Raw genomic sequence first — 24162 nt, forward strand, 5'->3', positions numbered from 1 at the left:
GATTTTTTGCCCGCCTGTGCTCACATGGAGGTCAAATATACGATAATGCGAAAGTATCTCATGCGCCGGGCGCGCTTTTCGCCTTTGCCAAGGAGTTCAAGATGACGACAGTCAAGGTCAATACCGCCAATTTCAAGCAGGAAGTGCTCGAATCCGAAGAACCCGTTGTGGTCGATTTCTGGGCCGAATGGTGCGGCCCGTGCCGGATGATCGGTCCGAGCCTTGAGGAAATCGCCGCTGAAATGGACGGCAAGGTCAAGATCGCCAAGGTCAATGTCGATGACAATCCGGACCTGGCAGTCCAGTACGGTGTTCGTTCGATCCCGATGCTGGCCATGTTCAAGGGCGGCGAGCTTGCCGACGTCAAGGTCGGTGCCGCGCCGAAGACCGCGCTTTCGAGCTGGATTTCCGGCATCGTCGGCTGAATCGGTCGTAAACGGATTTGCGTTTCGAAGCCCGCGTTCGCGCGGGCTTCTGCAATTTGCGAGAAGGCGGGAACTTCGGGTCACCGACTGCGTTTAAGCATCCAGAGTGTTTTCGACCCTTTCGGAGTTTGCCCCCTATGACGAACCGTTCCGTTTCGCCTGCCCGCTTTTCTCTGCCGTTTGTCTTACTCCTCGGCTTTTCCGGCGCGGCTTTTGCCCAGGATTTCGAACCCGAGCTTGGCCCGGCAGAACCGTTTTCCTTCGAAACGCTGGCCGAGGAGGCGAAGGCGCTTTCAGAGCGGCCATTCGAGGCCTATCCGGTGGAACAGCCCGAACTGTTCGATGCCATCGATTATGACGCCCACTGGAAGATCGTGTTCCGCAAGGACCACACCGTCGATGTCGGTGAGGCTCCGGTGCAGTTTTTTCATCAGGGACGCTATTTCAAGGAACCTGTAACGATCAGCGTGGTCGAGGACGGCGAGGCGCGGGAAGTGCTTTACAGCGCCGATTACTTCACCATGCCGGAAGACAGCCCGGCAAAGGCAGTCGAGGATTTCGCCGGCTGGGCCGGTTTTCGTGTGATGCGGCCGGACATGAAGACAGACTGGATTTCGTTTCTCGGCGCGAGCTATTTCCGCACCGATGGGCCGGATAAGCAATATGGTCTTTCCGCCCGCGCCCTTGCCGTCGATACCGGACTTGCGCGTCCGGAGGAGTTTCCGCGCTTTACCGCGTTTTATCTTGAAGAAGACGAAAAGCCCGGCGACAACATCGTCATCTATGCGCTACTCGATAGCAAGAGCGTCGCCGGTGCCTATCGCATCGAAGCGCAAAACGAGGATGGCGAGGGGCAGGTCCTCAACATCAGGAGCAGGCTCTATTTTCGGGAGGCGGTGGAACGGCTCGGTGTCGCGCCGCTGACCTCGATGTACTGGTATTCTGAAACCCACCGCAACATGGCGTTCGACTGGCGACCGGAGGTGCATGACAGCGACGGGCTGGAAATCGTCACCGGTTCGGGCGAGCAGATCTGGCGGCCGCTCAACAATCCGCCGCGCGTCGTGACCTCGAGCTTCTACGATGAAAACCCGCAAGGATTCGGTCTGATTCAGCGCGACCGCGATTTCGACCATTATCAGGATGACGGAGTCTTTTATAATCGCCGTGCTTCCGCATGGGTCGAACCTAAGGGCGATTGGGGCAAGGGTGCGGTTCAGCTTGTCGAGCTGCCCTCCGATGACGAAATCTACGACAATATCGTCGCCTACTGGCTGCCGGAGGATCTGCCGGAAGCCGGAGAACAGCGCGATTTCTCCTATACGCTGAGCTGGGCCGAGACCGCACCGCCGAACGACAGGCTCGCAGAAACGACCGCAAGCCGCATCGGTCGCGGTGGCGTGCCGGGCCAGCCGCGCCCGGGTGATCAGGTCAAGGTTGTGGTCGATTTCTCCGGTCCCGCGGTTGAGATGCTGACGTCCGATGACGGCATCGAGCCAGAGATATCCGTCGGGAGTGGCGCTGAAGTCATTAATGCCTATGCGATGCCGATTGTTGGCACCGATGACTGGCGGCTGACCTATGACCTGAAATTCGACGGCACGGTCGATACGGTTGATGTGCGGGCCTATCTTGCCGACGATGGCGAACCGCTCACCGAGACCTGGCTCGGTCAGTTCCATCCGGATCAGTTTGCCCCGCATTGAGCATCACCACACTGCGGCAGGGTGAAAACAGGGCACGAGAGCGGTTCAATTTAGCCCTGAACCGCTCTACAAGAGACAGGTAATCCGACGGAAAAGGGACCCGCATGATACCTGTCAATGATCTGGAAGGACTGAAGGTCCTTGTTACCGGCGCAAGCTCCGGCATCGGCGCTGCCGCCGCACGGGCCTTTTCCCGCTCGGGCGCGGAAGTGACCATCCACTACAATGCACGGCGCGCCGAGGCCGAAAGCCTGGCGGCGGCACTGCGCGAGGAGGGCGGCACAGTGCATGTCGTCTCCGGTGATGTGACCCGGGCGGACGCGGCAGAAGACATTGTTGCGCGCGCTGTGGCGATGATGGGCGGGCTTGATTGCCTGGTGAACAATGCGGGTGCGATCGGGCGTACACCATCATCCGATTTCGACGAGGCTGTCTATGAACAGGTCTTCGATCTCAACACCCGCTCGGTGCTCAGGCTGGTCCGCTATGCGGGCCCGGCACTGAAGGCGAGCGCGCGCGCCTCGATCATAAATCTGGGCTCGATTGCCGGCCGCAACGGCGGTGCGCCGGGGTCCGGTATCTATGCCGCGGCCAAGGCGGCGGTGCATTCGCTGACGCGGGCGCTGGCACGGGAAATGGCGCCAGATGGCATTCGCGTCAACGCCATCTCACCCGGTGTGATTGCAACGCCGTTTCATGACGAAACCCCGGCTTCCGCCCTCAATGCGGCGTTGAATACGATACCGCTTGGCCGGCTCGGGACGGCAGACGACTGTGCCTGGAGCTTCGTCTTCCTCGCCTCGCCGACCATGTCCGGCTATATCACCGGCCAGATTCTCGACATCAATGGCGGCCAGTTAATGCCGTGAGGGCGCCGCCTCTGCTTCTGCCGAAACAAGCCGGTTGCGCTCCATCAGCAGGCCCCAGTTCTGGGTCGAGGCAAGATGCAGCGCGACCGCGTCGGCCCAGCCCTTCTCCGTCCATTGTTTCAGCGTGCGGGCCGGCAGCTTGCGGTAGCGTTCCGGGTCGATCACGCTGAAACCGTCGAGCCGGTAGCGGGTTTTGTCCGGGAACTCCATGTCAACGTGGCGGGCAACCAGAATATCGGCCTCGGCGACGGCCTTCAGGAACGCGGTATCCTGGGCGCGGTGCTGGTGATAGGCCTCGCAAAGCTGCAGCATTGGCTCCACGACCTTGCTGGCCGTACCGTCCTCGTTGAAGATCGGCGCGGCGTCGGGCGCTTCGGAAAGCGGCTTCACACGACCGCTTTCGCTGTCATAGGCCAGATAACGGGTATCTTCATTGGGTGCCTGCACCAGGATGAAAGGGTAACGGCGGATATAGGCCGGGACATAGGCATAGGCCGCCCAGGTTCCGTCTTGCTCCAGCATCAGATTGCGCCCCTGCTTCAGGCCGACGATTGCAACCGGTGCCGGTGAACCCGAAGCATCGATGAAGACGATCGGATAGTGCCGCACTGCCGGCATGAATTCGGTCACCGAAAGCGGGATTGCAGTGGCCTCCGAAGAAAAGGAGAAGTCATTCTTAGCCACAAGGCCGAGCCCCTTGTGTTCTTCAAAGCGCAAGATTTGCGGCTTGTGGTAGAACAGCGGCATGGGGTTCTGTGCGGTCATTCTTCCGTCCTTGTATATTCTGCCTGGTTGTGCACTCGCCCTTAAGTTGCTGTGCACAACTGTTTTGACGGTGATGCTTTTCGATAACACTGACTTTAAGGCATCACAACGGGAAAAACTCTGCTGGCCTGTGTTGCTCCCCCTTCCGGGTTTCGGCTTTTGGTTGTAGTTTGAAGCCTCGTTGTTGATGAGTTGCAGACCGTCGTCCAGCTTTTCTGAAAACAGCGATACTGTTCTTGGTTTTCGGTTCTGGTCGCTGCAATTGATGGTGATCATGGCCCGTCTCCGGTCATTTTAGGCATTCGCAATGCACCGAAGCGATCTCTGATCGTGGTTTGTCTGTGCTGTGGTCCGCCTTGCGGAAAAGGCCATTGACACCGCGCGCTTTGCTTGGAAATTTACAAGTCGTTAATTTAAGTGGCAGGGATCTGGGGCAGGGCAAATGAATAACAAGACGATAATTCTCACGGGCGTGGCAGTGCTTCTCGGCCTTTCCGGATGTAGTGGTGGTGGAGGCGGTGGGCCGCTGGCGCCGAACGCGCTCGGTTACTATGGTGACGTCGACACCCGAAATGCGGTGGTAACGGGTTCTGGCTCGGCCGCGGCCAATATCCAGATGAATGGCGACGGCACTGTGGGTGTCGAGATTACCGACGGCCCTGACGCCGGCGAAACCGCGTTGTTCTATCCCGACGGCGCGGGGTATTCCGCAAATCTTGGCGATGGGGCCGAAGCCTATATGCGGCTCGGCTATTTCGCCGTTGATGGCATAAAGGATGGCCCCGTGGTCGCGTTGATTGATGCGGATACTTGGGATGGCAATGAAGTGGCGATGGCGTTCCGCTCGACTGACGGCATGACTGCGCTGGCTGATATGCCTTTGTCCGGTTCTGCACGCTATTCTGGCCAGAATCTGGGAGCGGCGGCACTGCCGGGCGAGTATCTCGACTATGTCAACGGAGCGTTCAACGCCAATGTCAACTTCGGCAGCGGTCAACTGGCCGGCGCAATGGGCACGCAGGTGGGCGATCTCACCTTTGACGCGACGATTTCGGGTTCGGAGTTTACCTCCAACGCCAATTCTATTGCCGTCGGCAATGACTATCTCAATGTCGATCAGGCCAATTCAAGCGTGAACGGGGCCTTCTACGGAGACCGTGCCGCCGGCATCGCCGGTACCTACAAGGTGAATGGCGCGCGTGCTAACAGGGGCGCCGGCATGATCGGCACCTTTGTCGGCGAGCGAAATTGATCACGCCGTTTGTCCAGCCCGGCCAGGACGGGGCGGCGTCTCGCCATCGACCCTTTCAGTGTTGCGTAATGCGTATCGGATTTTTCATGAGGCTCTGCCTGTCATTCCTGAACATTGGGCCTGCGCGGTGCCTCGCTGCCTTTGTGTTCGCCTGTCTTCTGACGGTGTCTGCGACCGGCAGCGCTGCTGCTGCCGTCAATCCGTTTCCCGAAATCAAGGTGCTGATCGAATCCGGGCAGTATGAACAGGCGATGGCGCTGTCGGCAACGCTTTCCGATGACCCGGAACTTTCCGCGCTTTCGCAGCAGTTCACCTATGCGCTGATCCTGAAACATGAGGGTAAGTTCAGGGAGGCCGCGATTTTGATGCGCGGCGTTCTGGTGAAAAAGCCGAATTTCACGCGGGTGCGGCAGGAGCTTGCCCATACGCTGGCTCTGATGGGGGAAAAGAAGGCGGCGATCTACCACTTCTCGCTCCTGGCCGACAATGCGCCCAGTGAAACTCTGCGGTCCTTCTATGAGGACTATATCGACCGGGTGAACATTGACCGGCCATGGACGCTTGGCGGTTATTTCGCAATCGCGCCAAGCACCAACATCTCCAACTCCACCGATGAGGCCCTCGTGCATGTCGGCGGCATTCCGCTGGCCCCCGGCACCAGAGCGGAAAGCGGCGTGGGCTTGAATTACGGCGTGAACGGTACCTATTCCTTTGAACTCGTTGATGATCTGTCGCTGACATTCGGCGGCTCGGTTACCGGGCTTGCCTACAAGGAGACGGTTTACAACCAGACTCAGATCGGTGGATTTTCACAGCTTGCCTGGCGCAATGATCCATGGATTTTCAGCGGCGGCATGGCGGCGGAATATGTGCTGATGGGCAATGAGCCCTACAGGGTTGGCTACGGCCCGGTGTTTTCAGTGCGCCGCTCCTTCGGTGCTCTCGGCGTCACCTCCGCAAATTTTTCGTTCCAGTGGCTCGACTATCACGACATGGATGCCTTCGACGGTTATGATACCGGCATGAGCATCAACCATCGCTATGCGCTGACCTCTTCGAGCAGTATCCGTTTCGGCGGCGGGTTCAATTATGTGTCCGCAGAGAAGGATTTCAATTCGTATTCCGGTTACAATATCAACGCCAATTATGCCCGTGAATGGTCCGGCGGGATCCTGACCGATATCGAGGTCGGTGGTACGTTTCGCGATTATGAGGGCAACTTTCCGCTGATGACCAAACAGCGTCTCGATCGCAGGCTCGATGTCGCTCTTGGCGCGACTTTTCGCTCGTTGGCGATGAAGGGTTTTGCACCTCGTCTCGAATATGCCTACGCGAAGAATTTTTCCAATGTCGAACTCTATGCCTATGACAAGAGCACGGTCTCGCTATTCGTCACAAAACAGTTCTGACCTCAACAGCTAAAGCTTGCCGCGACGGTTGTTTCATCAGCGTCAAAGGCTTCGATGACGTGTCGTAGGGGCGTTGCGTCGACATCGCTTTGGTCCCTGTCGATTAGGACTGCAAAGCGTGTGTAGACGGCCGCGTATTCGTCCCGGTGCCGGTCGCAAAGAACCGCGTTGTCAAGCGTGAGGCGTTCTCCACTGCGCTCGAGCACGAGCCTGTCCCGGCCGATTTTCGAGGCGGGCATGCTGTCTCCGCGGATTTCCGCGGATCAGACAGACCCGTGTGCCCCGCATCGATATCGCTGCGTGGGGCCGTGAAAAAGGGGTTCTCGGAGTTCAGCGTCCGATTGTCTCCTCGGGAAACTGATCCGGCCTCAATTCGATCTGCCGGTCGATCAGCGCGAGGACCCGTTTGACCGGCGGCGGCTGGACGGATGTGACGCGCTGGATGATCGAATAGGGGCTGACATCGATGCTTTCACGCACCGGAAGCTGGCAAACGGCGGCCCCGAGCGCGCCATCGACATGCAGAAAATCGGCCACGGCGCGTGCGACCGGTGTCACCGAATCCGTCTCCGAGAGAATGGCGAGTGAGAGCAGCGGTGAGGTCGTGACGAAGACATGGCGGGGCAACGTAAAGCCGTTCGCCAGAAGATGAGCCTCGATCGAACGGCGCATCGGCGCGCCCACCGGCTGCAAAACCCAGTCATAGTCGAGGCAGTCGCCGATTGAGATCGAGCCCCGATCGCAAAGCGGATGCCCCTGTCTGGCGATCATGTTGATCGGTTCGACGCCGAGCGGTCGCATGGTCACCGTTTTCGCATCCACTTCTTCGGGAAGGCGACCGATATAGAAGTCGAGATCGTGGGAGAACAGCGCCGCGGCCAGCTTGTCGCTGGTATCGACCAGAACCGAAAGCTCGATTTCGGGAAAGTTTTCCCTGAGATTGCGAATAACCGGCAGTACCAGTTGCATCGCGGGACCGGTGACAGCGCCGATCCGCACCTGACCGCGTGCGCCGTCGACGATCTGCGAGATCTCCTGATGCGCGTGATCGAGCTGGTTGAGGATGATCAGCGCCTGACGCGCCATCGCCTGTCCGGCTTCGCTCAAGACAACGCCGCGCCCATGACGTTCGTAGAGTTTGGCGCCGACTGTGTGTTCGAGTTCTGACAGCAGTCTGGATGCAGCCGACTGGGTCATGCCCAGCTGGGCAGCGGCAGAAGAAATCTGGCCCTTGCGGTCGAGAAGCGCGATCAGACGCATCTGCGAAAACCGCAATCCTCGGCGGACGAACTCGTCCTGGCTTCCGTGGCGTTGGTTGTGCATCATAACATCCATACCAATTCTGCTATATCAGAAACACGATTATTCATTTGTCCCTATAGAGGGAAATTGCAACAATTCACTCGTTGCAAGGCGCTTTTAGCGCAGATACGTCAGGAAATTCACCTCTGCCATCTGCGTAAGCCAGCACGGTATTTGTCGGGAGGAAAACGTCAGACATCGTGTCACAGTTGCATTGCGACGCTTCGGCCGCAAGGGCCGAAAGGCAGGGTCTCCCCATCCGGAGGGGCCGGTGCCTGAACGGCAAACGGGATTGCCGTTTGTTCCAAACGGGAGGACATAACTGATGAAATCTATACTTCTTGCGGGTGTTGCCGCGTTCACTTTCGCCGCTGCTGCCGCTTCCGCGCAGACTGTCGGCTTTTCGCAGATCGGCTCGGAATCGGGCTGGCGCGCTGCCGAAACCACGCTGACCAAACAGCAGGCAGAAGAGCGCGGTATCGACCTGAAATTCTCCGATGCCCAGCAGAAACAGGAAAACCAGATCGCCGCTATCCGTGCCTTTGTTGCGCAGGGCGTTGACGCAATCCTGCTTGCACCTGTCGTTGCCACCGGCTGGGACAGTGCACTGGAAGAAGCCAAGGATGCCGAAATTCCGGTCGTTCTGCTCGACCGTTCGGTTGACAGTTCGGATGACCTTTATCTGACAGCCGTTGGTTCCAACCTCGTGCATGAAGGCGAAGTGGCCGGCGAGTGGCTGGTAGAGACCGTGGGTGGCGAACCTTGCCGCGTTGTCGAATTGCAGGGCACGACCGGCTCTTCGCCGGCGATCGATCGCGCCACGGGCTTCCGCAATTCTCTGGACGGCCACGGCAACCTCGAAATCGTGCGCAGCCAGACCGGTGACTTCACCCGCTCGCAGGGTAAGGAAGTCATGGAAAGCTTCCTGCAGGCCGAAAACGGCGGTGCCGATATCTGCGCACTTTACGCCCATAATGACGACATGGCCGTCGGCGCCATCCAGGCGATCAAGGAAGCCGGCCTTAAGCCCGGTGACGACATCCTGATCGTCGCGATCGACGCGGTTCCGGACTACTTCCAGGCCATGGCCGCCGGCGAGGCGAATGCCACCGTGGAACTGACGCCGAACATGGCCGGTCCCGCCTTTGATGCATTGGAAGCCTACTGGGCCGATGGCACCATCCCGCCGAAATTCATCCAGACGGAGTCCGCGCTCTATACCCAGGCAGACGATCCTCAAGGCGAATTCGAACGTCGCAAGGGCCTCGGCTACTGAGTCTACTTCCTCCCGGGTGCGGCCGAGACCCTTGGGTTTCGGCCGCCTCGGTTCTTGCACAGGCGCCGCGCGTTTGATCCAGGGTGCTGGGAAATGCTACTGACAATCAAGAATCTCACCAAGACCTTTGTCGGCATGAAAGCCCTCGACGATGTCGAGTTTGAGCTTGAAGCCGGCGAGGTGCATGCCCTTCTGGGCGAAAACGGCGCCGGCAAGTCAACGCTGATCAAGTGTTTGACCGGGGCCTATACCCGCGACTCGGGAACGATCAACCTCAACGGCCAGACAATTTCTCCGCGCTCGACGCTCGAAGCGCAGGATCTTGGCATCGGCACGGTCTATCAGGAGGTCAATCTCCTGCCGAACCTGACCGTTGCCCAGAACCTCGTATTCGGGCGTGAAAAACGCTACTTCGGTATTATAGACGGACGCGCTATGCGCCGCGATGCCGAGGCGATGCTCGACGGCTATGGCCTTGACATAGATGTCAATCGCGATCTTGGCAGTTATTCGGTTGCCGTCCAGCAGATCGTTGCCATTGCCCGCGCTGTTGCCCTTTCCGGCAAGGTGCTCATTCTCGACGAGCCGACCGCGAGCCTGGATACGCGCGAGGTCGAGATGCTGTTCGACGTGGTGCGTCAATTGCGCGACAAGGGCCTCGGCATCATTTTCGTCTCGCACTTCCTCGATCAGGTTTTCGAACTGACCGACCGGGTGACGGTGCTCCGAAACGGCTGCAAGATCGCCACCGAAAAAACCGCCGAACTTGACCGTGTGCGATTGATCTCTCACATGCTCGGCCGCGAGCTGGACGAGGCCGAGGAAACCGGGGTCCGGCGTGATACCGAAGGCCGGGTGGGCGAAAAGCCGCTGCTGAGCTTCAAGGGCATTGGGCGAAAGAATTTCGTCGAGCCCTTCGATCTCGAAGTGCACAAGGGCGAGGTCGTTGGCCTTGCCGGGCTTCTGGGCTCGGGCCGCACGGAAACGGCCGAACTCATCTTCGGCGTGCGCACTGCACAGTCCGGGACGGTCTCGGACGACAATGGTAAGATCTCAATCGGCAGTCCGCGCGATGCGATTGCCGCAGGCTTCGGTTTTGCCCCTGAAGACCGCAAGACCGACGGCATCATCGCCGATCTTTCGGTGCGCGAAAACATTGCGCTGGCGCTTCAGGCGAGTCGTGGCTGGGCCCGGCCGATCAGCCGGGGCGAGCAGGAGCGGCTGGCCTCCGAATATATCGAAAAGCTCGATATCCGCACCTCGAGTGCCGAAAAACCTGTCGGAGAGCTTTCCGGCGGCAATCAGCAGAAGGTGGTTCTGGCCCGCTGGCTGGCGATGAACCCGCGCTTCCTCATCCTTGATGAGCCGACGCGCGGCATTGATGTCGGCGCGCATGCCGAAATCCTGCATCTCATTCATCAGATCACGGCCGAAGGCATGTCGATCCTGATCATTTCCTCCGAACTCGACGAACTGATCGCGGTCACCGACCGGGTCATCGTCGTGCGCGACCGCCGCCATGTGGCCGAGCTGACCGGGGCGGAGATCGCCACGGAAAACATCGTCAAGGCGATCGCATCCTCGGCGGCCAAGAAAAGGGAGGCAGTCTGATGCCAAGCGGCCTCAAGCGGGTGATCCCGCAACTTGTCACGCTCATCTTCCTCATTGCGCTGGTGAGCCTTTTTTTCCGACCTTTCTGCAGATCGAATATTCCGGCGGTCGCTTTGTCGGACCGGTCATTGATGTTTTGAAACGCGGCGCGCCCGTCGCCCTTCTTGCCATCGGCATGACGCTCGTTGTCGCCACCCGCGGCATCGACCTTTCCGTCGGCACGGTGATCGCGATTTCGGGTGCGGTCGGCGCGGCGACGATCGCCAATGGCTATGGCCTTGTGCCGGCGCTTGTGACGGCCATCGCCGCAGGGTTGGCGGCGGGGCTTTTCAACGGCATTCTCGTTGCCTTTATCGGCATTCAGCCGATTGTTGCGACATTGATCCTGATGATCTCGGGACGCGGTATCGCGCAGTTGATCACAGAGGGGCGGATCCTGACCTTCAACCTGCCGAGCTTTGCCTTTCTCGGTTCAGGTGACTTCCTCGGCATTCCGGTTCCCGTCTGGATCTGGGTGCTGGCCGCGGCGCTTGTGATCTTTCTGGTCCGGCGAACGGCGCTTGGCCTTTTGATTGAAGCAATCGGCGTCAATCGCAAGGCCAGTGCGCTTGCCGGTGTCAATGCAAGGGTGCTGCTGATTGCCGTCTACATGGCATCCGGCTTCTGTGCTGCCCTTGCGGGCATCATCATCACGGCGGATATCCGCGGTGCGGATGCCAACAATGCCGGGCTCTGGCTCGAACTTGATGCGGTGCTTGCCACCGTCATCGGCGGTAACTCGCTGCTCGGAGGCAGGTTCTCTATTTCGGCTGCCGTCATCGGCGCCATGATCATTCAGACCATCGATACCGGTATTTTGCTGGCAGGCTTCCCGTCTGAGTACAACCTTGTGATTAAGGCGGTGCTGGTGGTCATCATCCTCGTGCTGCAGTCGCCGAATATCACCGGCGATCTGAAATTCCTGAGGCAGAACCTGTTCGGCGGCCGGGCCAAGGCCGCGGCCCGGCAGGAGGCAGGCAAATGAGAAATCCGCGTCTTTATCCGCTGTTCGCCACCATCGCCATTTTCATCGTGGCCTATGCGATCTGTTACATCCAGTTTCCGTTCATGCTGTCGACTCGGGTGGCCGGTAACCTTCTGACGGACAATGCCTATCTCGGTATCGTCGCCGTCGGCATGACGGTGGTGATCCTCTCTGGCGGAATCGACCTTTCGGTCGGTTCGGTGATCGCCTTTTCCGGCGTGTTCATCGCCGTTCTTCTGCGCGATACCGGACTGCATCCGCTGATCGTCTTCGCGCTTCTGCTGGCGGTGACCACAGCCTTCGGCGCAGCCATGGGCTGGCTGATATATACGCTCGGCATGCCGGCATTTATCGTCACGCTGGCAGGCATGTTTCTGGCACGCGGTATATCCTACATGCTCACCATCGATTCCGTGCCGATCGACAATTCATTCTTTGACATGCTGCAGGGGGCTTACTGGCTGATGCCAGGCAAGGGGCGGCTGACACTGATCGGCGTTATCATGCTGCTCGCGTTCGCTTTTGGACATTTTGTCGCCCACAAGACCCGCTTCGGCGCCAATGTTTTCGCCATTGGCGGCGGTGAGCAGACCGCCAAGCTTATGGGTTCGCGCATCGGAAAGACGACAGTGATGATCTATGCCTTTTCCGGCTTCATGGCCGGATTGGCCGGCATTGTCTTCGCGATCTACACCGGCTCAGGCTATCCGCTGGCAACCGTCGGGACAGAACTGACGGCGATTGCAACGGTTGTCATCGGCGGCACGCTTCTGACAGGCGGGGCAGGCTATGTTTTCGGCACGCTCTTCGGCGTGTTGACCATGGGCCTGATCCAGACCTACATCGTGTTTGACGGGACGTTGTCCAGCTGGTGGACCAAAATAGCGATCGGCGTCCTGCTGCTGCTCTTCATTCTGCTTCAGAAGGGGCTTTTGAAGCTGACAGTTGATCGAACGGCCGCCCCCTGACCCGGACCAACCGCCTCCGGCGCGGCTCTGGCAGTCGCGACGGGGACGAAACGAGGCAATAAAACGAGGCACATCATGTTCTCCATCGGAATCGATTACGGTACCAATTCGGTTCGCGCACTCGTTGTGGGTTGCGACGACGGTTTTGAATACGGCACCCATGTCTACAACTACCCAAGCGGCGACCAGGGCGTATTGCTCGATGCGACCAACCCGTTGCTCGCGCGCCAGAGCCCGGCAGACTATCTCAAAGGCCTTGAGGAAAGCGTGCGCGGCGCGCTGGCCGAGGCGGCCAGCCATGAAGCCTTCGATGCCGCTAAGATCATCGGGATTGGTGTGGATTCCACCGGATCCAGCCCTCTGCCGGTTGATGCTCAAAACGGCGCGCTGTCGATGGACCCGCGCTTTAGGGACGACCTCAATGCCTATTGCTGGTTGTGGAAGGACCATACCAGCTGGCGGGAGGCGGAACAGATCACCGCACTTGGCAAGGCCGAGCGCCCGCAATACCTCGCCATGGTCGGTGATACATACTCTTCGGAGTGGTGGTGGTCGAAGATCTGGCATTGCCTGAATGTTGACCGTGCGGTTTTTGACGCCGCGGCCTCCTGGGTGGAGCTTGCCGACTGGATCCCTTCGGTGCTTGCAGGCGTCAAGGCGCCGGCCGACATCAAGCGCGGCGTCTGCGCGGCCGGCCACAAGGGGCTCTACAACCCGAAATGGGGCGGCCTGCCGGATAAGGAATTTCTCGGCAAGCTCGACCCCGCGCTCGCTGATCTGCGCGACCGGCTTTATGACACTGCCCAGGATATTTCTGTGCCCGCCGGCAGCCTCTGCGCAGAATGGGCGGAGAAGCTCGGCCTTCCCGAAGGCATCGCAATTGCCACCGGCGCCTTCGACAACCATCTGGGCTCGATCGGCTGCGGTATCGAGGAGGGCATGCTGGTCAAGGTCATCGGCACGTCAACCTGCGACTGCGCCATTGTCGACCTGTCGAAGTCCGACACCATTCCCGGCGTTTGCGGCATTGTCGAAGGTTCTATCCTGCCGGGCTTTTTCGGGATCGAGGCTGGCCAGTCGGCTGTCGGCGATATCTTCAAATGGTGGGTCGAGCGCGTCTGCGAGGGCGGTGCAGAGCTGCACCGCGAACTGACCGAGGATGCGACCGCCATGAAACCCGGCCAGAGCGGCCTTCTGGCGCTTGACTGGAACAATGGTAACCGCACCATCCTCGTCGACCAGCGGTTGACGGGGCTGATGATCGGCCAGACACTCTATTCTACCCGCGCGGAAATCTACCGCGCACTGGTCGAGGCCACGGCCTTCGGTGCGCGTGCCATCGTCGAGCGGATGACGGATTTCGGCGTGCCGATCGACAAGGTGGTCTGCGCCGGCGGTATTGCCGAGAAGAACCCGATGCTGATGCAGATCTATGCCGATGTGATGAACCGCACCATGCTGGTGACCCGCTCGGCCCAGACCTGCGCGCTGGGTGCTGCTGTGGCGGCAGCTGCGGTTGGCGGCGCGCATGAGAGTATTGCCGTGACGACCAGAGCGATGACCGGGCTGAAGGACATCCGCTATGACCCCATACCTGAAAACGTCGCGATCTATGAGGAGCTTTACGGACTTTACCTGACGCTCCACGACGGTTTCGGCGGCATCACCCGCGACAGCGACCTTTCGCGGGTGATGAAGGATTTGATCGAGATCAGGGAAAAGGTGCGCGGCTGAAGCCGCCCCATTCCCTCACAGTTTATGCAGAAGGATTAAGTAACATGATCGGCCTGAAGCCCCTCAAGATCTGGTTCGTGTGCGGCTCGCAGCATCTCTACGGACCCGAAGCGCTGGCGGAAGTCGACGCGCAGTTCAACGCCATTGCCGCAGCCCTTGGCAAGGATGGCAATCTGCCGCTCGAAATCGTGCCGCAACCCGTTGTCAAAAGCCCGGCCGAAGCCACAGAGCTTGCCGTGCGCGCCAATTCCGATCCCGAATGCGGGGGGCTGATCCTGTGGATGCACACATTCTCGCCCTCGAAAATGTGGATCCGCGGGCTTTCCATGCTCAACAAGCCGTTCCTTCATTTCCATACGCAATTTGCCCGCGAACTGCCGTGGGATACGATCGATATGGATTACATGAACCTCAACCAGTCCGCCCATGGCGATCGTGAGGCCGGCTTCATCCACACCCGCATGCGGCTCGGCCGCAAGGTGGTTTCCGGTCACTGGTCCGATCCGGAGGTTCATGCCCGGATCGATGCCTGGATGCGCGCCGCGCGCGCCTGGGATGACTGGCAGGGTGGCCGGTTCTGCCGCTTCGGCGACAATATGCGCGAGGTCGCAGTGACCGAAGGCGACAAGGTGGCGGCCGAAATGAAGCTTGGCTTTTCCGTCAACGGCTACGGCATCATGGACCTTGTCGATGTGATGAACACGCTGTCCGATGACGACGTTGCCGCTCTCGCCGCCGATTACGAGAACCGGTACAATGTCGTGGACGTGTTGAAAAAGGGTGGCGATCGACATGATGCGCTCCTGAACACCGCGCGACAGGAACTCGGACTCAAGGCGTTCATGGAAGCCGGCGGTTTCAAGGGCTTTACCGATACGTTCGAGGACCTGCACGGCATGGTAACCCTGCCGGGCATGGCCGCCCAGCGGACAATGGCGGCCGGCTACGGCTTTGCCGGTGAGGGCGACTGGAAGACGGTGGCCCTGGTGCGGGCGCTGAAAGTCATGGGCCACGGCATGAGCGGCGCTACTTCGTTCATGGAAGACTACACCTACCACATGACGCCGGGCGAGGAGCAGGTGCTCGGCTCGCACATGCTGGAAGTCTGCCCGACGATTGCCGATGATACGCCTTCGGTTGAAATTCATCCGCTCGGTATTGGCGGCAAGGCAGATCCGGTGCGCATGGTCTTCAACGCAAAGCTCGGACCGGCCCTCAATGCCTCGCTGATGGATATGGGCAACCGTTTCCGTCTGCTGGTCAATGAAGTGACCTCGGTTCCTCATCCGGAGCTGCCCAACCTGCCGGTTGCGCGCGCGGTATGGGAATGCAAACCGGACTTCAAGACCGCGCTTTCGGCGTGGATTCTGGCTGGCGGCGCGCATCATACGGCCTACAGCAATGACGTAACGACGGAAATGCTGGACGATTTCGCCACCATGGCCGGGATCGAGCTGGCCGTCATCAATGAGGAAACAAAGCTCGACCGGTTCAAGCAGGACCTCAGGAACAACGAGATCTACTGGCATCTCGGACTTGGCATCAAGGCCTGAGAAAGGGGTATTCGATGTATACCGAAATCCGGCGTGAGGCCTATGAAGCCAACCTCGCGCTTCCAAAACACGGGTTGATCAATCTGACCTTCGGCAATGCAAGTGCGGCCGATCGCGACAAGGGCGTTTTCGCCATCAAGCCGAGTGGCGTCGACTATGACGAACTGTCGCCGGACAACATGGTGATCGTTGATTTCGATGGAAAGATCGTCGAGGGCAATCTGCGGCCCTCGTCTGATACGCCGACGCATCGTTGTCTGCTGCTCGCTTTCGAAGGGATCGGCGGCGTGGTTCATACCCATTCCACCAAGGCGACCGCCTTTGCCCAGGCCGGAAAGCCGATCTCCAATTTCGGCACCACCCATGCCGACTATTTCTATGGCGAAATTCCGGTCACGCGGAAGATGACACCGGAGGAAATCGCCTCTGCTTATGAATGGGAAACCGGCAATGTCATTCTTGAACGGTTCAAGGCGCTGAACCCGCTCGATTTTCCGGGCGTCCTGGTCAACCGCCATGCGCCGTTTACCTGGGGCAAATCGGTGGCGAAGGCCGTCGAGGTCGCGGTTGCGGTGGAATGTATTGCCGAAATGGCGCTGATGTCGATGCAGCTTAATCCGGGCCTGCAGGCCATCGAGCAGGAACTGCTCGACAAGCATTTCCTGCGCAAACATGGCGCAACGGCCTATTACGGCCAGCCGGAATAAGCCGTTTGCCGCAGGCGAATTCGAGGCCATCCTCTCACGGGGGTGGTCTTTTCGTTTGCGTGTTGAATTGCCGCTGCACGGACCTTAGTGTTGAGATCGCCGGATGGAACGCACTGGTCCGGCAGGTCTTTCAACAGAGGTTCGCATTGCTGATGAAATCGCTCCGCCGCCTGTTTTCGTCTCCAAAACCACAGCCCGGCCCGGCCCCCGCGCGGCTTTTCTTGGCGGCCTGCCGAAGCCGGAGCAGGCTTTTGTTGCAATCGGCGACGTGCATGGCTGCGCAGACAGTCTCGTCCGTCTCTGGGACAAGATCGACCAGCAGGCACCGGGCATGCCGGTTGTTCATGTCGGTGACTATATTGACCGGGGGGAACAATCGGCCAGCGTTCTCAAAATGCTGTTTGAACGGCAGCGCGACAGAAGGGACACCTTCTGTCTGATGGGCAATCACGAGGAAATGTTTCTCGGTTTTCTCGAGGACCCTGAAGAAAAGGGCGAGCGCTGGCTGCGGAATGGCGGACTGCAGACGGTCGCGAGTTTCGGACCGGCCGGTGATGCCTATGGTCAACATGATCTGCGACGTCTCAGGGATTTCATCATGGAAAGGCTGGGCGAGGCACAACTGGATTGGTTGAGGAACCTGCCGCTTGTGTGGTCAAGCGGGAATATCTCTGTGGTCCATGCCGGTGCCGACCCTCGCAAGCCGGTTGGCGAACAGTCCCGGCGCAACCTCACCTGGGGGCATCCAGCGTTCGGGCAATTGCCGCGCCGCGACGGCCTGTGGATTGTTCACGGTCATACGATTGTTCAGGTGCCGGAAATGGCAAACGGGGTGATTTCTATCGACACGGGTGCCTATGCCACGGACCGTCTGACGGCAGCCATTATACGTCCGGATTGCGAAGTCGAGTTCATTCAAGCAAATTCGGGCGCCTAGATGCGTGTGAGCGGTTTGGTTTTGCCCTGGTCCGCGCCTTGTTTGGAGAACTGCGCTGGATAAACGCAAAAGAAAACGCCCACCGGGGGAGGAGGATCCGGTGGGCGTCATCATGGTGACCAGCGACTGGGAGGAGGAGTATCGCCGGTCCTGATCGAAGCGCGCTGGGAGGAGGAGGGCGCAGCTTCGAAAACTTTTGTCTCGGCTCGGTTACAAGCCGGGGAATTCTTTAAAACGTGGCCTTGCGGGCAACGCGACGGATGTCTTCGCGATTGATGCCGAGGTCGTGCAATTCGCGGTTGCTCATGCGGCCAAGCTCGGTAACCGTTTCGCGGTACTTGAGCCAGTTGTTGAACGAACGGGTCATGCTCATTTCCGGTCTCCTTGTTGGCTTCGTCTTCGCTGTTGTTGATCTGTATATACCCTCAGGCTTGGCGCTGAGGCAGTGGGGTAAAAGCAATGCCCCTATGCAAAAAACGCAAGGCTCTGATTTACTGCCTCAATAATGAGCAGAGAGACCTGCGTTACCGCGCGAAACCGGGATTGAACAGCGAGCCGACGGCAATCGTCCCGTCCTCGATACGCAGGCCGATATGGCCCCCGGCCTTTTGATAGAGATCCGGATGAGCGGCCAGAAGCCGGGCCTTCTCGAGTTCGTCATAGCCCTGCAGCCCCCCGCCGAAATGGTGGCCGTTGCGTTCGACATCCCTGCAGCCGAGCGTGGCCGCCACCAGCGTGTCCTGCTGCCAGCAGAGGCCCGGCTGGCATGTGAGATCTTCCGCAGAGATGAACAGGCTTTGGCCCCGGGCGCGTGCTGTCTGGACGCGGGCATGGTTGAGCAGTGCCCGCAAAACGCCCTTGCAGCTTTTGATCGAAGTGCCCGACCAGCCGCGTGACACTGCGGTGGCGAAGGCGCCGTCATGGTCGTCGCTCTCGTCGATGATTAGCGGAAATCGGCCGAGTTCCGGGGTGATCTCGAGCGACAGGGCGGTTTCGCGCGCAAACGGCTGCTCGATGAAGGCGATCGCGCGTCGGAAGGGGCCGAGCGCCTGATCGGCGATCAGCAGGTCGAGGAAGGCCGCGAACCGGTCTGTTGTATATTGCTCGTTGGCGTCGAGCGTCACGCGCAGGTCGTCCATGGTGCCGACCAGACCGGCAATGGCCGAAAGTCGGGCGATGTCGGCTTGCGGGTCGCCCTTCAGCTTGATCTTGAAGGCGCGGATGCCGGTTGCCCGGATGATCGCCTCAAGGCTAACGGGCAGGCCGTCAGCCGGTGGCTCGCCGCTGATCTCGGCTTCCCTCAGCGGTGCGTCGAAACCGACGGTCTGGCGCGGTGCAATCGCGGGCAGTGGCGTGATGCCGGAAAGCGCGGCCGCGATTGCCTCGGGAGGCATGTCCGGGGCCTGCATGGTTGCAACGCCAAAGAGGTCGTGGCGGGCAGCTTGAGGAAAGTTGAGCCCGGTAGCCATGCACAGCGCGTCGATCAGCGCCATCTCCACGAGTGCTGGACCGAAATGGGTGGCAAGGCGCGGCGTACCATCGGGCATTTCCGCTTCCACGGTGGCGCGCAATTGCGCGGTTGCCTCGGCAATCGTTGCGCGATCGATGGCCTGTGCCGCCTTGCAGGCAAGCTCCAGCGAAAGACGCAGATCGGCGACCGTCTGGTCGTTGCTGCGGTCGGGGCGTTTGTCGAACCAGCGCGGCACCAGAAGCTGGGCGGCGCGGCCCTCCGTTGGCTTGCCATCGACCGTGATCGTCAGCGAAACGAACCCCTGATCCGTATGGGTGACGACGGTGTTGCCGAAGTGGAAGGGCAGACGGAATGAAACCGGCCGCATGGCAAAGGAAACGGTCGCAACGGTCAGCCGCGGTGCATTGGTCATCCGGTGTTCCTGAAGGTCTGGAGATGAGCTTTCACGGTCGCGGCAGCAATCGCCAGCGTCACCTCGCCGCTGACGCAGGTCTTGAACGGCTCGACAGACAGATCGCCGCGGTAGTTGCTGTTCATGATGGCGGCTATGATTGCGGAAAAGTCGTCCGATCCGGTTCCCGGCGCGCCGCGATTGCTGTCGTTGAGATGGACATGGGCAATCTGCCCGGTTGGCATCCATTCGGCGATCAGGTCCGGCACATCCTGATCTTCGGCAAGAGCGGCGGACGAGACAGTCGAGCATGGTTCTGAAGTGATCAGAATCGACCATTTTCACCAGACGGACGGCCTCATCAATGGTGTTGATGAAAGGCGTCTGGTCGCGTGAAAGCGGCTCGATGCAATAGAAAAGCTCGCGCGCCGCCGCAGCGTCAGCAATCGGCGCAAATAGCTTTGCCACCCGTTCCAGCGTTTGTTCCGGCGCTTCGCCTTCCGGCGGCTTGCGCTGATGTGGCGAGCCGTGCACTAGCACCTTGCCGCCAAGCTCGGCGCAGATATCGACAAGACGCATCAGATAGTCCGAGGTCGGCTGCGCCAATGTGGGATCGGTGATCGAAAGCGCGGGAGCCGACGACAGCAGCCAGTGCAGTCCGGCAATGTCGAGCCCCTCGCCGCGGGCGATCTCGCGTATCTTGCGGATTTCAGCCATGGAGATATCGCGCGGATCATCGGGGAAGCTCTCGATGGCGAGTTCCAGCGCGTCATATCCTACTGCGCGGGCGAAACGGCATTGCGCCGCAAAATCAAGGCCTTGGCGGCTCAAAAGTTCGTTACAGCAGACCAACCGTGTCATGGGGTATCTCCCTTCTGCTTCAACCAGCCGACCACTGCCTCGGTGGCGCGCCGCGCATGGGCGTTGAGGCTTTCCTCGCCGGTGTCGAAGCCGAAGACTTCCGTCAGCGTGAAGCGGTTGGAAACCGGGAAATAACACAGCGATGCAATCAGCATGTAGACCTCCAGCGGCTTGGCCCGGCGCAGAAAAACGCCATCGTCCCAGCCGCGTTCGAGCACATCCGAGAGCTTGACCAGAAGCTTCGACTGGATCTCGCGCCGGTCGCCGATGGCGCTGACGGAGGAGCCCTGCCGCAGGTTTTCGGTGTTGAGCATGGTGATGAACCATGGCCGCGTGCGAAAATGGGTCATGGTGAACATCACCAGCGCCGCCACCGCGTCTTCCGGCGAAAGCGCTTCGAGCGCGAGTTGCTCCTCGCCTGCGCGGATCTGCACATAGGCCTCGCGCAGCGCCGCCTTGTAAAGCTCGTCCTTGTCACCGAAATAGTCGTAGAGCAGCGGCTTCGACAGCCCGGCCTGGGCGGCGATCCGGTCGACGCGCGCGCCGTCATAGCCGACGGAGGAAAACTCGTCGAGCGCGGCCTGAAGGATCGCAGCGCGCGAGGCTTCCGCATCGCGTACGCCCCGCCGTGCCCGTGTTGCCGTTGCCTTGCCGCTTCTCGCCACCGGGGTCTCCTTAGTCCTGACTGTTTGCTTTCTTTTCCCTGTTAGCATCGCCATCCTTGCGTTTGAACTGCAGAAGGCGGCGGACGGCAGGGATCGACAACAGGATGATCAATGCGATCAGGATCGCAAAGCCTGCGGAAACAGGCCGTGTGAAGAAGGCGGTGATATCGCCGTTCGACAGAATAAGCCCGCGCCTGAGGCTCTTGTCGAGCAGGCTGCCGAGGATGATACCCAGAACCAGCGGGGCCATCGGGTAGTTCAGCCGGCGCAGGACGTAGCCGACCACACCGAAGAAGAACATCACCCAGATATCGAAGATCCGCTGGGTCAGCGCATAGGGGCCAATCACGCAGAGGCAGAACACCAGCGGCATCAAAATGGTGCGCGGTACTTTCAGCACCCGGACGAACACCGGCGTCAGCGCCATGCCGAAAATGCCCATGGCGATGGTCGCGAAGATCAGCATCACGGCGATGGTGTAGATCATCTCCGGCTGGTCGAACATGATCATCGGGCCGGGCCGCACGCCATGCAGGAAGAGCGCCGCGATCAGCACGGCAGCTGATGCCGAGCCGGGAATGCCGAGCGTCAATGACGGGATCAGGGAACCGGGCACAACGGCGGAATTGCCGGTTTCGGCGGCGATCAGGCCTTCCTGGCTGCCCTTGCCGAACTGGTCGCGCTCCTTTGAGTGGCGCTTGGCGGCGGCATAGGAACCCCAGGCGCCGATATCCTCACCAACACCGGGAATAATGCCGACCAGTGTGCCGATGATGCCGCTTTCAAGCACGGTGCGCTTGTAGCGCCAGACGGTCGAAAGAAGTTCGCGGATCGGCGCAGGAACCGATTTTTTCTCGACCATCTGTGCGGCCGGCAGCGTCATCGCAAACAGCACCTCGGCAAAGCCGAAGGCGCCGACCATGGCCGGGATCAGGTCGATCCCGCCATTCATCTGCTGGATGTCGAAATTGAAGCGCACATAGGAATGAATGCCTTCCGAGCCGATCATCGCCACCGAAAGCCCGATGAGGCCTGCCATGTATCCCTTCAGCGGTTCGCCGGAATGTGTCAGCTGTCCGGAAATGATGATACCGAACAGCGCCAGCCAGAAGAACTCATATGAGCCGAAACCGAACGCGGCCTCGGCCAGCGGCGGCGCGATCGCGATCAGCATGACAATGCCGACCAGCGTGCCCAACATGGAGCCAAATGTGGCGACCGCCATGGCCAGTGTGCCCTTGCCCTGGCGCACCAGCGGAAAGCCGTCGAGCGAGGTGGCGGCACTGGCGGGCGTTCCCGGGATGTTGAGCAGAATAGCGCTGCGCGAACCGCCGTAAATCGCGCCAACATACATGCAGATCAGCACCAGGATTGCGGCGTCGCGCTCCAGTGAATAGGTCAGCGTCGTCAGGAGCGCGACGCCCATGGTGGCCGTCAGGCCCGGAAGTGCTCCGACAAAAATGCCCAGCAGCGTCGCCCAGACGACATGGAACAGCATCATCGGCGTTGAGAGGCTGGTGAAGGCGGAAATAAGAGCGTCGAACACCGAGGTCATGGCAGCCGTACCAAAAGAGGTCTTCAAAAAGGAATGAAAGCGCGCCGCCGAAGACGACCGCGATGATGATCGCGCGGGCTATCGTGATCATCATCTGACGGCGGGATATGTCCCGGTGAAGTTCGAAAATCATGATGAAGCAGGCGACAAACAGGCTGCTTGCGACCCAGAAATGAATGCGCCCGACCAGAAACAGCGCGTAGATCGCACAAAGCGCGATCAGGCCGGTGAGGCGCAACACTTCGCCACGGGCGATGACGCCGGAAGGACGGCTTTCATCCTCGATGTGACGCGCGCGAAACAGGCCGTGAAGCTGGAAGGCCGCGACCACGGTGATCGCGACGCCGAGAAACATCGGCAAAAGACCGGGAATACTCGCCGGATGAATGTGCCGGATCTCCAGGCGATCCATTGTGTAGCCGCCAACAAACTGGGCTATGCCCACCGCCAGCAGCATGGTCGTTACCGCGAGATCGAGAGATCGCAACTTCAGCATGAAACCTCCGGAGATATTGGACGAGACGGCGACAGCGCCGCCGTCTCGGTTTGTTCTTTCCGGTCGCGGCACGGCAACGACCGATAGAATATTCCATTGCAGTGAGCTCTGGCCTCTTCAGGCACCGCTCGGCACTATTTCGGGCAGGCGAGGCCGACTTCCGCCGGGTCCTTGACCGCTTCGCCGCGGGCCTTCATCGCGCAGGCCTCGTTGGTTGCCACCGGGATGGCACGGGCACGGGCCTCGTCGCCATAGCTCGGTGCGAAGCTTGCGCCGCGCTGGTTGGCATAGTGTTTCAGCGCTTCGGAGTTCATCACCTTGTCGGCCCAGACCTTGTCGACGGTGTCATAGACTTCCTGCGGCGCGCCGACGGGAATGAAGACGCCGAAATAGTCGGGTGCGACGTCGATATCCAGCCACTTGGTCACTGGCGGGATCGGGTCGATGCCCTCGATTTCGAGCGGCGTGTCGGCGAGCACGGCGAGCGGACGCAGACGGCCGGCCTTGATCATTTCGGTTTGTTCCACGGCGAGCTGGGTGGTCATGTCAACCTCGCCCGAGGCCGCCGCGATCACAGCAGGGTTGCCGCCATCATAGGCCACCATACGCGCCGTCATGTTGCCGCCGGCGGCGTCATTCAACGTTGCCAGGGCGGTTCCGCCCGAGGAGGTCACGCCCGCCGTGCCGACTGTCACGTCGCCGGTCTTCATGGCTTCCAGTAATTCGCCGAAATCTTTGTAGGGCGCATCGGCGTTAACCGAGATCAGCGGCGCATTGGCAACGTGCAGATAGATACGGTAATCGTCGATGTTGGAGTCTTCCAGAAGGCCCGAAACGGCGTAGGTGGCGTTGTTGGCAATCGCATTGGCCGTCCAGGTATAGCCGTCGCGCGGCGCGTCCGTCGCAGCCTTTGTGCCTATAGAGCCGGATGCGCCGGGCTGGTTGACGACGACGACTTCAGTGCCCAGGGCCTCTGAGAGAATGGGTGCAACGACACGGGTCACCTGGTCGGTGGACCCTCCGGCGGACCACGGCACGATGATGTTGATCGGGCGGTCGGGTTCCCATGTCTGCGCGGTTGCCGCTCCCGTGGCGAAAACGGCGAATGCGGCCGTGGATACGGCCAGCTTCAAAAAGGTAGTATGCATTGTATCCTCCCTTGACGACCAGATGGTCGGTTGAGCG

Annotated in this window: 20 protein-coding genes and 2 pseudogenes; 13 read left to right on the forward strand and 9 right to left on the reverse strand. The window is 60.1% G+C overall.

Annotation, left to right across the window (positions count from 1 at the left end; all coding sequences use genetic code 11):
• The first annotated feature begins 35 nt into the window (after nucleotides 1-35).
• From trxA to AC0L7L_RS19305, 3 genes are all read left to right on the forward strand, one after another.
• Nucleotides 36-425 carry a thioredoxin gene (gene trxA, locus AC0L7L_RS19295; RefSeq protein ID WP_473514014.1) on the forward strand — a complete coding sequence of 130 codons (390 nt, stop codon included), beginning with the start codon at nucleotides 36-38 and terminating at the stop codon, nucleotides 423-425.
• A gap of 137 nt (nucleotides 426-562) precedes the next feature.
• Nucleotides 563-2131, forward strand: a complete 1569-nt coding sequence (locus tag AC0L7L_RS19300) for an OpgD/OpgG family glucan biosynthesis protein (protein WP_473510815.1) — start codon at nucleotides 563-565, stop codon at nucleotides 2129-2131.
• A 104-nt stretch (nucleotides 2132-2235) separates the two neighbouring features.
• A complete protein-coding gene (locus tag AC0L7L_RS19305; protein ID WP_272213739.1) occupies nucleotides 2236-3000 on the forward strand; it encodes an SDR family NAD(P)-dependent oxidoreductase in 765 nt (254 codons plus the stop codon).
• Here AC0L7L_RS19305 and AC0L7L_RS19310 read toward each other — a convergent pair.
• Nucleotides 2989-3765: a SapC family protein gene (locus AC0L7L_RS19310; protein WP_272213740.1), complete on the reverse strand. Its 777-nt coding sequence runs from the start codon at nucleotides 3763-3765 to the stop codon at nucleotides 2989-2991. The two genes, AC0L7L_RS19305 and AC0L7L_RS19310, sit on opposite strands and share 12 nt — an antisense overlap.
• A 442-nt stretch (nucleotides 3766-4207) precedes the next feature.
• Between AC0L7L_RS19310 and AC0L7L_RS19315 the strand changes: the two genes are divergently transcribed.
• A complete protein-coding gene (locus tag AC0L7L_RS19315) occupies nucleotides 4208-5017 on the forward strand; it encodes a transferrin-binding protein-like solute binding protein (protein WP_272213741.1) in 810 nt (269 codons plus the stop codon).
• An 86-nt stretch (nucleotides 5018-5103) separates the two neighbouring features.
• On the forward strand, nucleotides 5104-6426 hold the full coding sequence (locus tag AC0L7L_RS19320) for a surface lipoprotein assembly modifier (protein WP_473510821.1): 1323 nt from the start codon (nucleotides 5104-5106) through the stop codon (nucleotides 6424-6426).
• A gap of 2 nt (nucleotides 6427-6428) precedes the next feature.
• Here AC0L7L_RS19320 and AC0L7L_RS19325 read toward each other — a convergent pair whose 3' ends face one another.
• Together AC0L7L_RS19325 and AC0L7L_RS19330 are read right to left on the reverse strand one after the other, a co-directional pair.
• A complete protein-coding gene (locus AC0L7L_RS19325) occupies nucleotides 6429-6665 on the reverse strand; it encodes a hypothetical protein (RefSeq protein WP_272213743.1) in 237 nt (78 codons plus the stop codon).
• Between the two features lie 91 nt (nucleotides 6666-6756).
• Nucleotides 6757-7749, reverse strand: coding sequence for a LysR substrate-binding domain-containing protein (locus AC0L7L_RS19330; RefSeq protein ID WP_473510823.1), 993 nt, complete (start codon nucleotides 7747-7749; stop codon nucleotides 6757-6759).
• A 304-nt stretch (nucleotides 7750-8053) separates the two neighbouring features.
• Between AC0L7L_RS19330 and ytfQ the strand changes: the two genes are divergently transcribed.
• From ytfQ to AC0L7L_RS19370, 8 genes and pseudogenes are all read left to right on the forward strand, one after another.
• Nucleotides 8054-9004, forward strand: a complete 951-nt coding sequence (gene ytfQ, locus AC0L7L_RS19335; RefSeq protein WP_272213744.1) for a galactofuranose ABC transporter, galactofuranose-binding protein YtfQ — start codon at nucleotides 8054-8056, stop codon at nucleotides 9002-9004.
• Nucleotides 9005-9097: 93 nt separating this feature from the next.
• Nucleotides 9098-10615: a sugar ABC transporter ATP-binding protein gene (locus tag AC0L7L_RS19340; protein ID WP_473510826.1), complete on the forward strand. Its 1518-nt coding sequence runs from the start codon at nucleotides 9098-9100 to the stop codon at nucleotides 10613-10615.
• Nucleotides 10615-11639, forward strand: a pseudogene (locus tag AC0L7L_RS19345) (ABC transporter permease). The gene AC0L7L_RS19340 and the pseudogene AC0L7L_RS19345 overlap by 1 nt, the downstream one beginning before the upstream one ends.
• Nucleotides 11636-12607 (forward strand): galactofuranose ABC transporter, permease protein YjfF, encoded by a 972-nt coding sequence (gene yjfF / locus AC0L7L_RS19350; protein ID WP_473510828.1) that lies wholly within the window; start codon nucleotides 11636-11638, stop codon nucleotides 12605-12607. Before AC0L7L_RS19345 ends, yjfF begins: the two are co-directional and overlap by 4 nt.
• Nucleotides 12608-12682: 75 nt before the next feature.
• Complete coding sequence (locus tag AC0L7L_RS19355) at nucleotides 12683-14341, forward strand: ribulokinase (RefSeq protein WP_473510830.1); 1659 nt, start codon at nucleotides 12683-12685, stop codon at nucleotides 14339-14341.
• A gap of 44 nt (nucleotides 14342-14385) precedes the next feature.
• Complete coding sequence (gene araA / locus AC0L7L_RS19360) at nucleotides 14386-15894, forward strand: L-arabinose isomerase (RefSeq protein WP_473510832.1); 1509 nt, start codon at nucleotides 14386-14388, stop codon at nucleotides 15892-15894.
• 14 nt (nucleotides 15895-15908) lie between these two features.
• Complete coding sequence (gene araD / locus AC0L7L_RS19365) at nucleotides 15909-16601, forward strand: L-ribulose-5-phosphate 4-epimerase AraD (RefSeq protein WP_272213749.1); 693 nt, start codon at nucleotides 15909-15911, stop codon at nucleotides 16599-16601.
• A gap of 103 nt (nucleotides 16602-16704) precedes the next feature.
• Nucleotides 16705-17538, forward strand: a complete 834-nt coding sequence (locus AC0L7L_RS19370; RefSeq protein ID WP_473510834.1) for a metallophosphoesterase family protein — start codon at nucleotides 16705-16707, stop codon at nucleotides 17536-17538.
• 229 nt (nucleotides 17539-17767) lie between these two features.
• Here the strand turns inward: AC0L7L_RS19370 and AC0L7L_RS19375 are convergent, their stop codons facing one another.
• The 6 genes and pseudogenes from AC0L7L_RS19375 to AC0L7L_RS19400 form a co-directional block, all read right to left on the reverse strand.
• Nucleotides 17768-17911, reverse strand: coding sequence for a DUF1127 domain-containing protein (locus tag AC0L7L_RS19375; RefSeq protein WP_272213752.1), 144 nt, complete (start codon nucleotides 17909-17911; stop codon nucleotides 17768-17770).
• Nucleotides 17912-18062: 151 nt separating this feature from the next.
• Complete coding sequence (locus AC0L7L_RS19380; protein ID WP_473510836.1) at nucleotides 18063-20261, reverse strand: TIM barrel protein; 2199 nt, start codon at nucleotides 20259-20261, stop codon at nucleotides 18063-18065.
• Complete coding sequence (locus AC0L7L_RS19385; protein WP_272213755.1) at nucleotides 20258-20926, reverse strand: TetR/AcrR family transcriptional regulator; 669 nt, start codon at nucleotides 20924-20926, stop codon at nucleotides 20258-20260. The genes AC0L7L_RS19380 and AC0L7L_RS19385 overlap by 4 nt, the downstream gene beginning before the upstream one ends.
• A gap of 10 nt (nucleotides 20927-20936) precedes the next feature.
• A complete protein-coding gene (locus AC0L7L_RS19390) occupies nucleotides 20937-22481 on the reverse strand; it encodes a tripartite tricarboxylate transporter permease (RefSeq protein WP_473510839.1) in 1545 nt (514 codons plus the stop codon).
• Between the two features lie 73 nt (nucleotides 22482-22554).
• Nucleotides 22555-22977: pseudogene (locus AC0L7L_RS19395) on the reverse strand (tripartite tricarboxylate transporter TctB family protein); the annotation flags it as partial.
• A 134-nt stretch (nucleotides 22978-23111) separates the two neighbouring features.
• Complete coding sequence (locus AC0L7L_RS19400) at nucleotides 23112-24125, reverse strand: Bug family tripartite tricarboxylate transporter substrate binding protein (protein ID WP_473510841.1); 1014 nt, start codon at nucleotides 24123-24125, stop codon at nucleotides 23112-23114.
• Nucleotides 24126-24162: the final 37 nt, after the last annotated feature.

This window comes from Martelella sp. K41-7 (assembly GCF_055808365.1).

Excerpts from the sequence above, each read along its gene's own strand:
- AC0L7L_RS19325 (WP_272213743.1), bottom strand. The coding sequence starts at position 6,665 with ATGCCCGCCTCGAAAATCGGCCGGGACAGGCTCGTGCTCGAGCGCAGT.
- AC0L7L_RS19315 (WP_272213741.1), top strand. The coding sequence starts at position 4,208 with ATGAATAACAAGACGATAATTCTCACGGGCGTGGCAGTGCTTCTCGGC.
- AC0L7L_RS19340 (WP_473510826.1), top strand. The coding sequence starts at position 9,098 with ATGCTACTGACAATCAAGAATCTCACCAAGACCTTTGTCGGCATGAAA.
- AC0L7L_RS19390 (WP_473510839.1), bottom strand. The coding sequence starts at position 22,481 with ATGACCTCGGTGTTCGACGCTCTTATTTCCGCCTTCACCAGCCTCTCA.
- AC0L7L_RS19330 (WP_473510823.1), bottom strand. The coding sequence starts at position 7,749 with ATGCACAACCAACGCCACGGAAGCCAGGACGAGTTCGTCCGCCGAGGA.
- AC0L7L_RS19355 (WP_473510830.1), top strand. The coding sequence starts at position 12,683 with ATGTTCTCCATCGGAATCGATTACGGTACCAATTCGGTTCGCGCACTC.
- araA (WP_473510832.1), top strand. The coding sequence starts at position 14,386 with ATGATCGGCCTGAAGCCCCTCAAGATCTGGTTCGTGTGCGGCTCGCAG.
- AC0L7L_RS19375 (WP_272213752.1), bottom strand. The coding sequence starts at position 17,911 with ATGAGCATGACCCGTTCGTTCAACAACTGGCTCAAGTACCGCGAAACG.
- ytfQ (WP_272213744.1), top strand. The coding sequence starts at position 8,054 with ATGAAATCTATACTTCTTGCGGGTGTTGCCGCGTTCACTTTCGCCGCT.
- AC0L7L_RS19305 (WP_272213739.1), top strand. The coding sequence starts at position 2,236 with ATGATACCTGTCAATGATCTGGAAGGACTGAAGGTCCTTGTTACCGGC.
- AC0L7L_RS19320 (WP_473510821.1), top strand. The coding sequence starts at position 5,104 with ATGAGGCTCTGCCTGTCATTCCTGAACATTGGGCCTGCGCGGTGCCTC.
- AC0L7L_RS19300 (WP_473510815.1), top strand. The coding sequence starts at position 563 with ATGACGAACCGTTCCGTTTCGCCTGCCCGCTTTTCTCTGCCGTTTGTC.
- yjfF (WP_473510828.1), top strand. The coding sequence starts at position 11,636 with ATGAGAAATCCGCGTCTTTATCCGCTGTTCGCCACCATCGCCATTTTC.
- AC0L7L_RS19310 (WP_272213740.1), bottom strand. The coding sequence starts at position 3,765 with ATGACCGCACAGAACCCCATGCCGCTGTTCTACCACAAGCCGCAAATC.
- araD (WP_272213749.1), top strand. The coding sequence starts at position 15,909 with ATGTATACCGAAATCCGGCGTGAGGCCTATGAAGCCAACCTCGCGCTT.
- AC0L7L_RS19370 (WP_473510834.1), top strand. The coding sequence starts at position 16,705 with ATGGAACGCACTGGTCCGGCAGGTCTTTCAACAGAGGTTCGCATTGCT.
- AC0L7L_RS19400 (WP_473510841.1), bottom strand. The coding sequence starts at position 24,125 with ATGCATACTACCTTTTTGAAGCTGGCCGTATCCACGGCCGCATTCGCC.
- AC0L7L_RS19380 (WP_473510836.1), bottom strand. The coding sequence starts at position 20,261 with ATGACACGGTTGGTCTGCTGTAACGAACTTTTGAGCCGCCAAGGCCTT.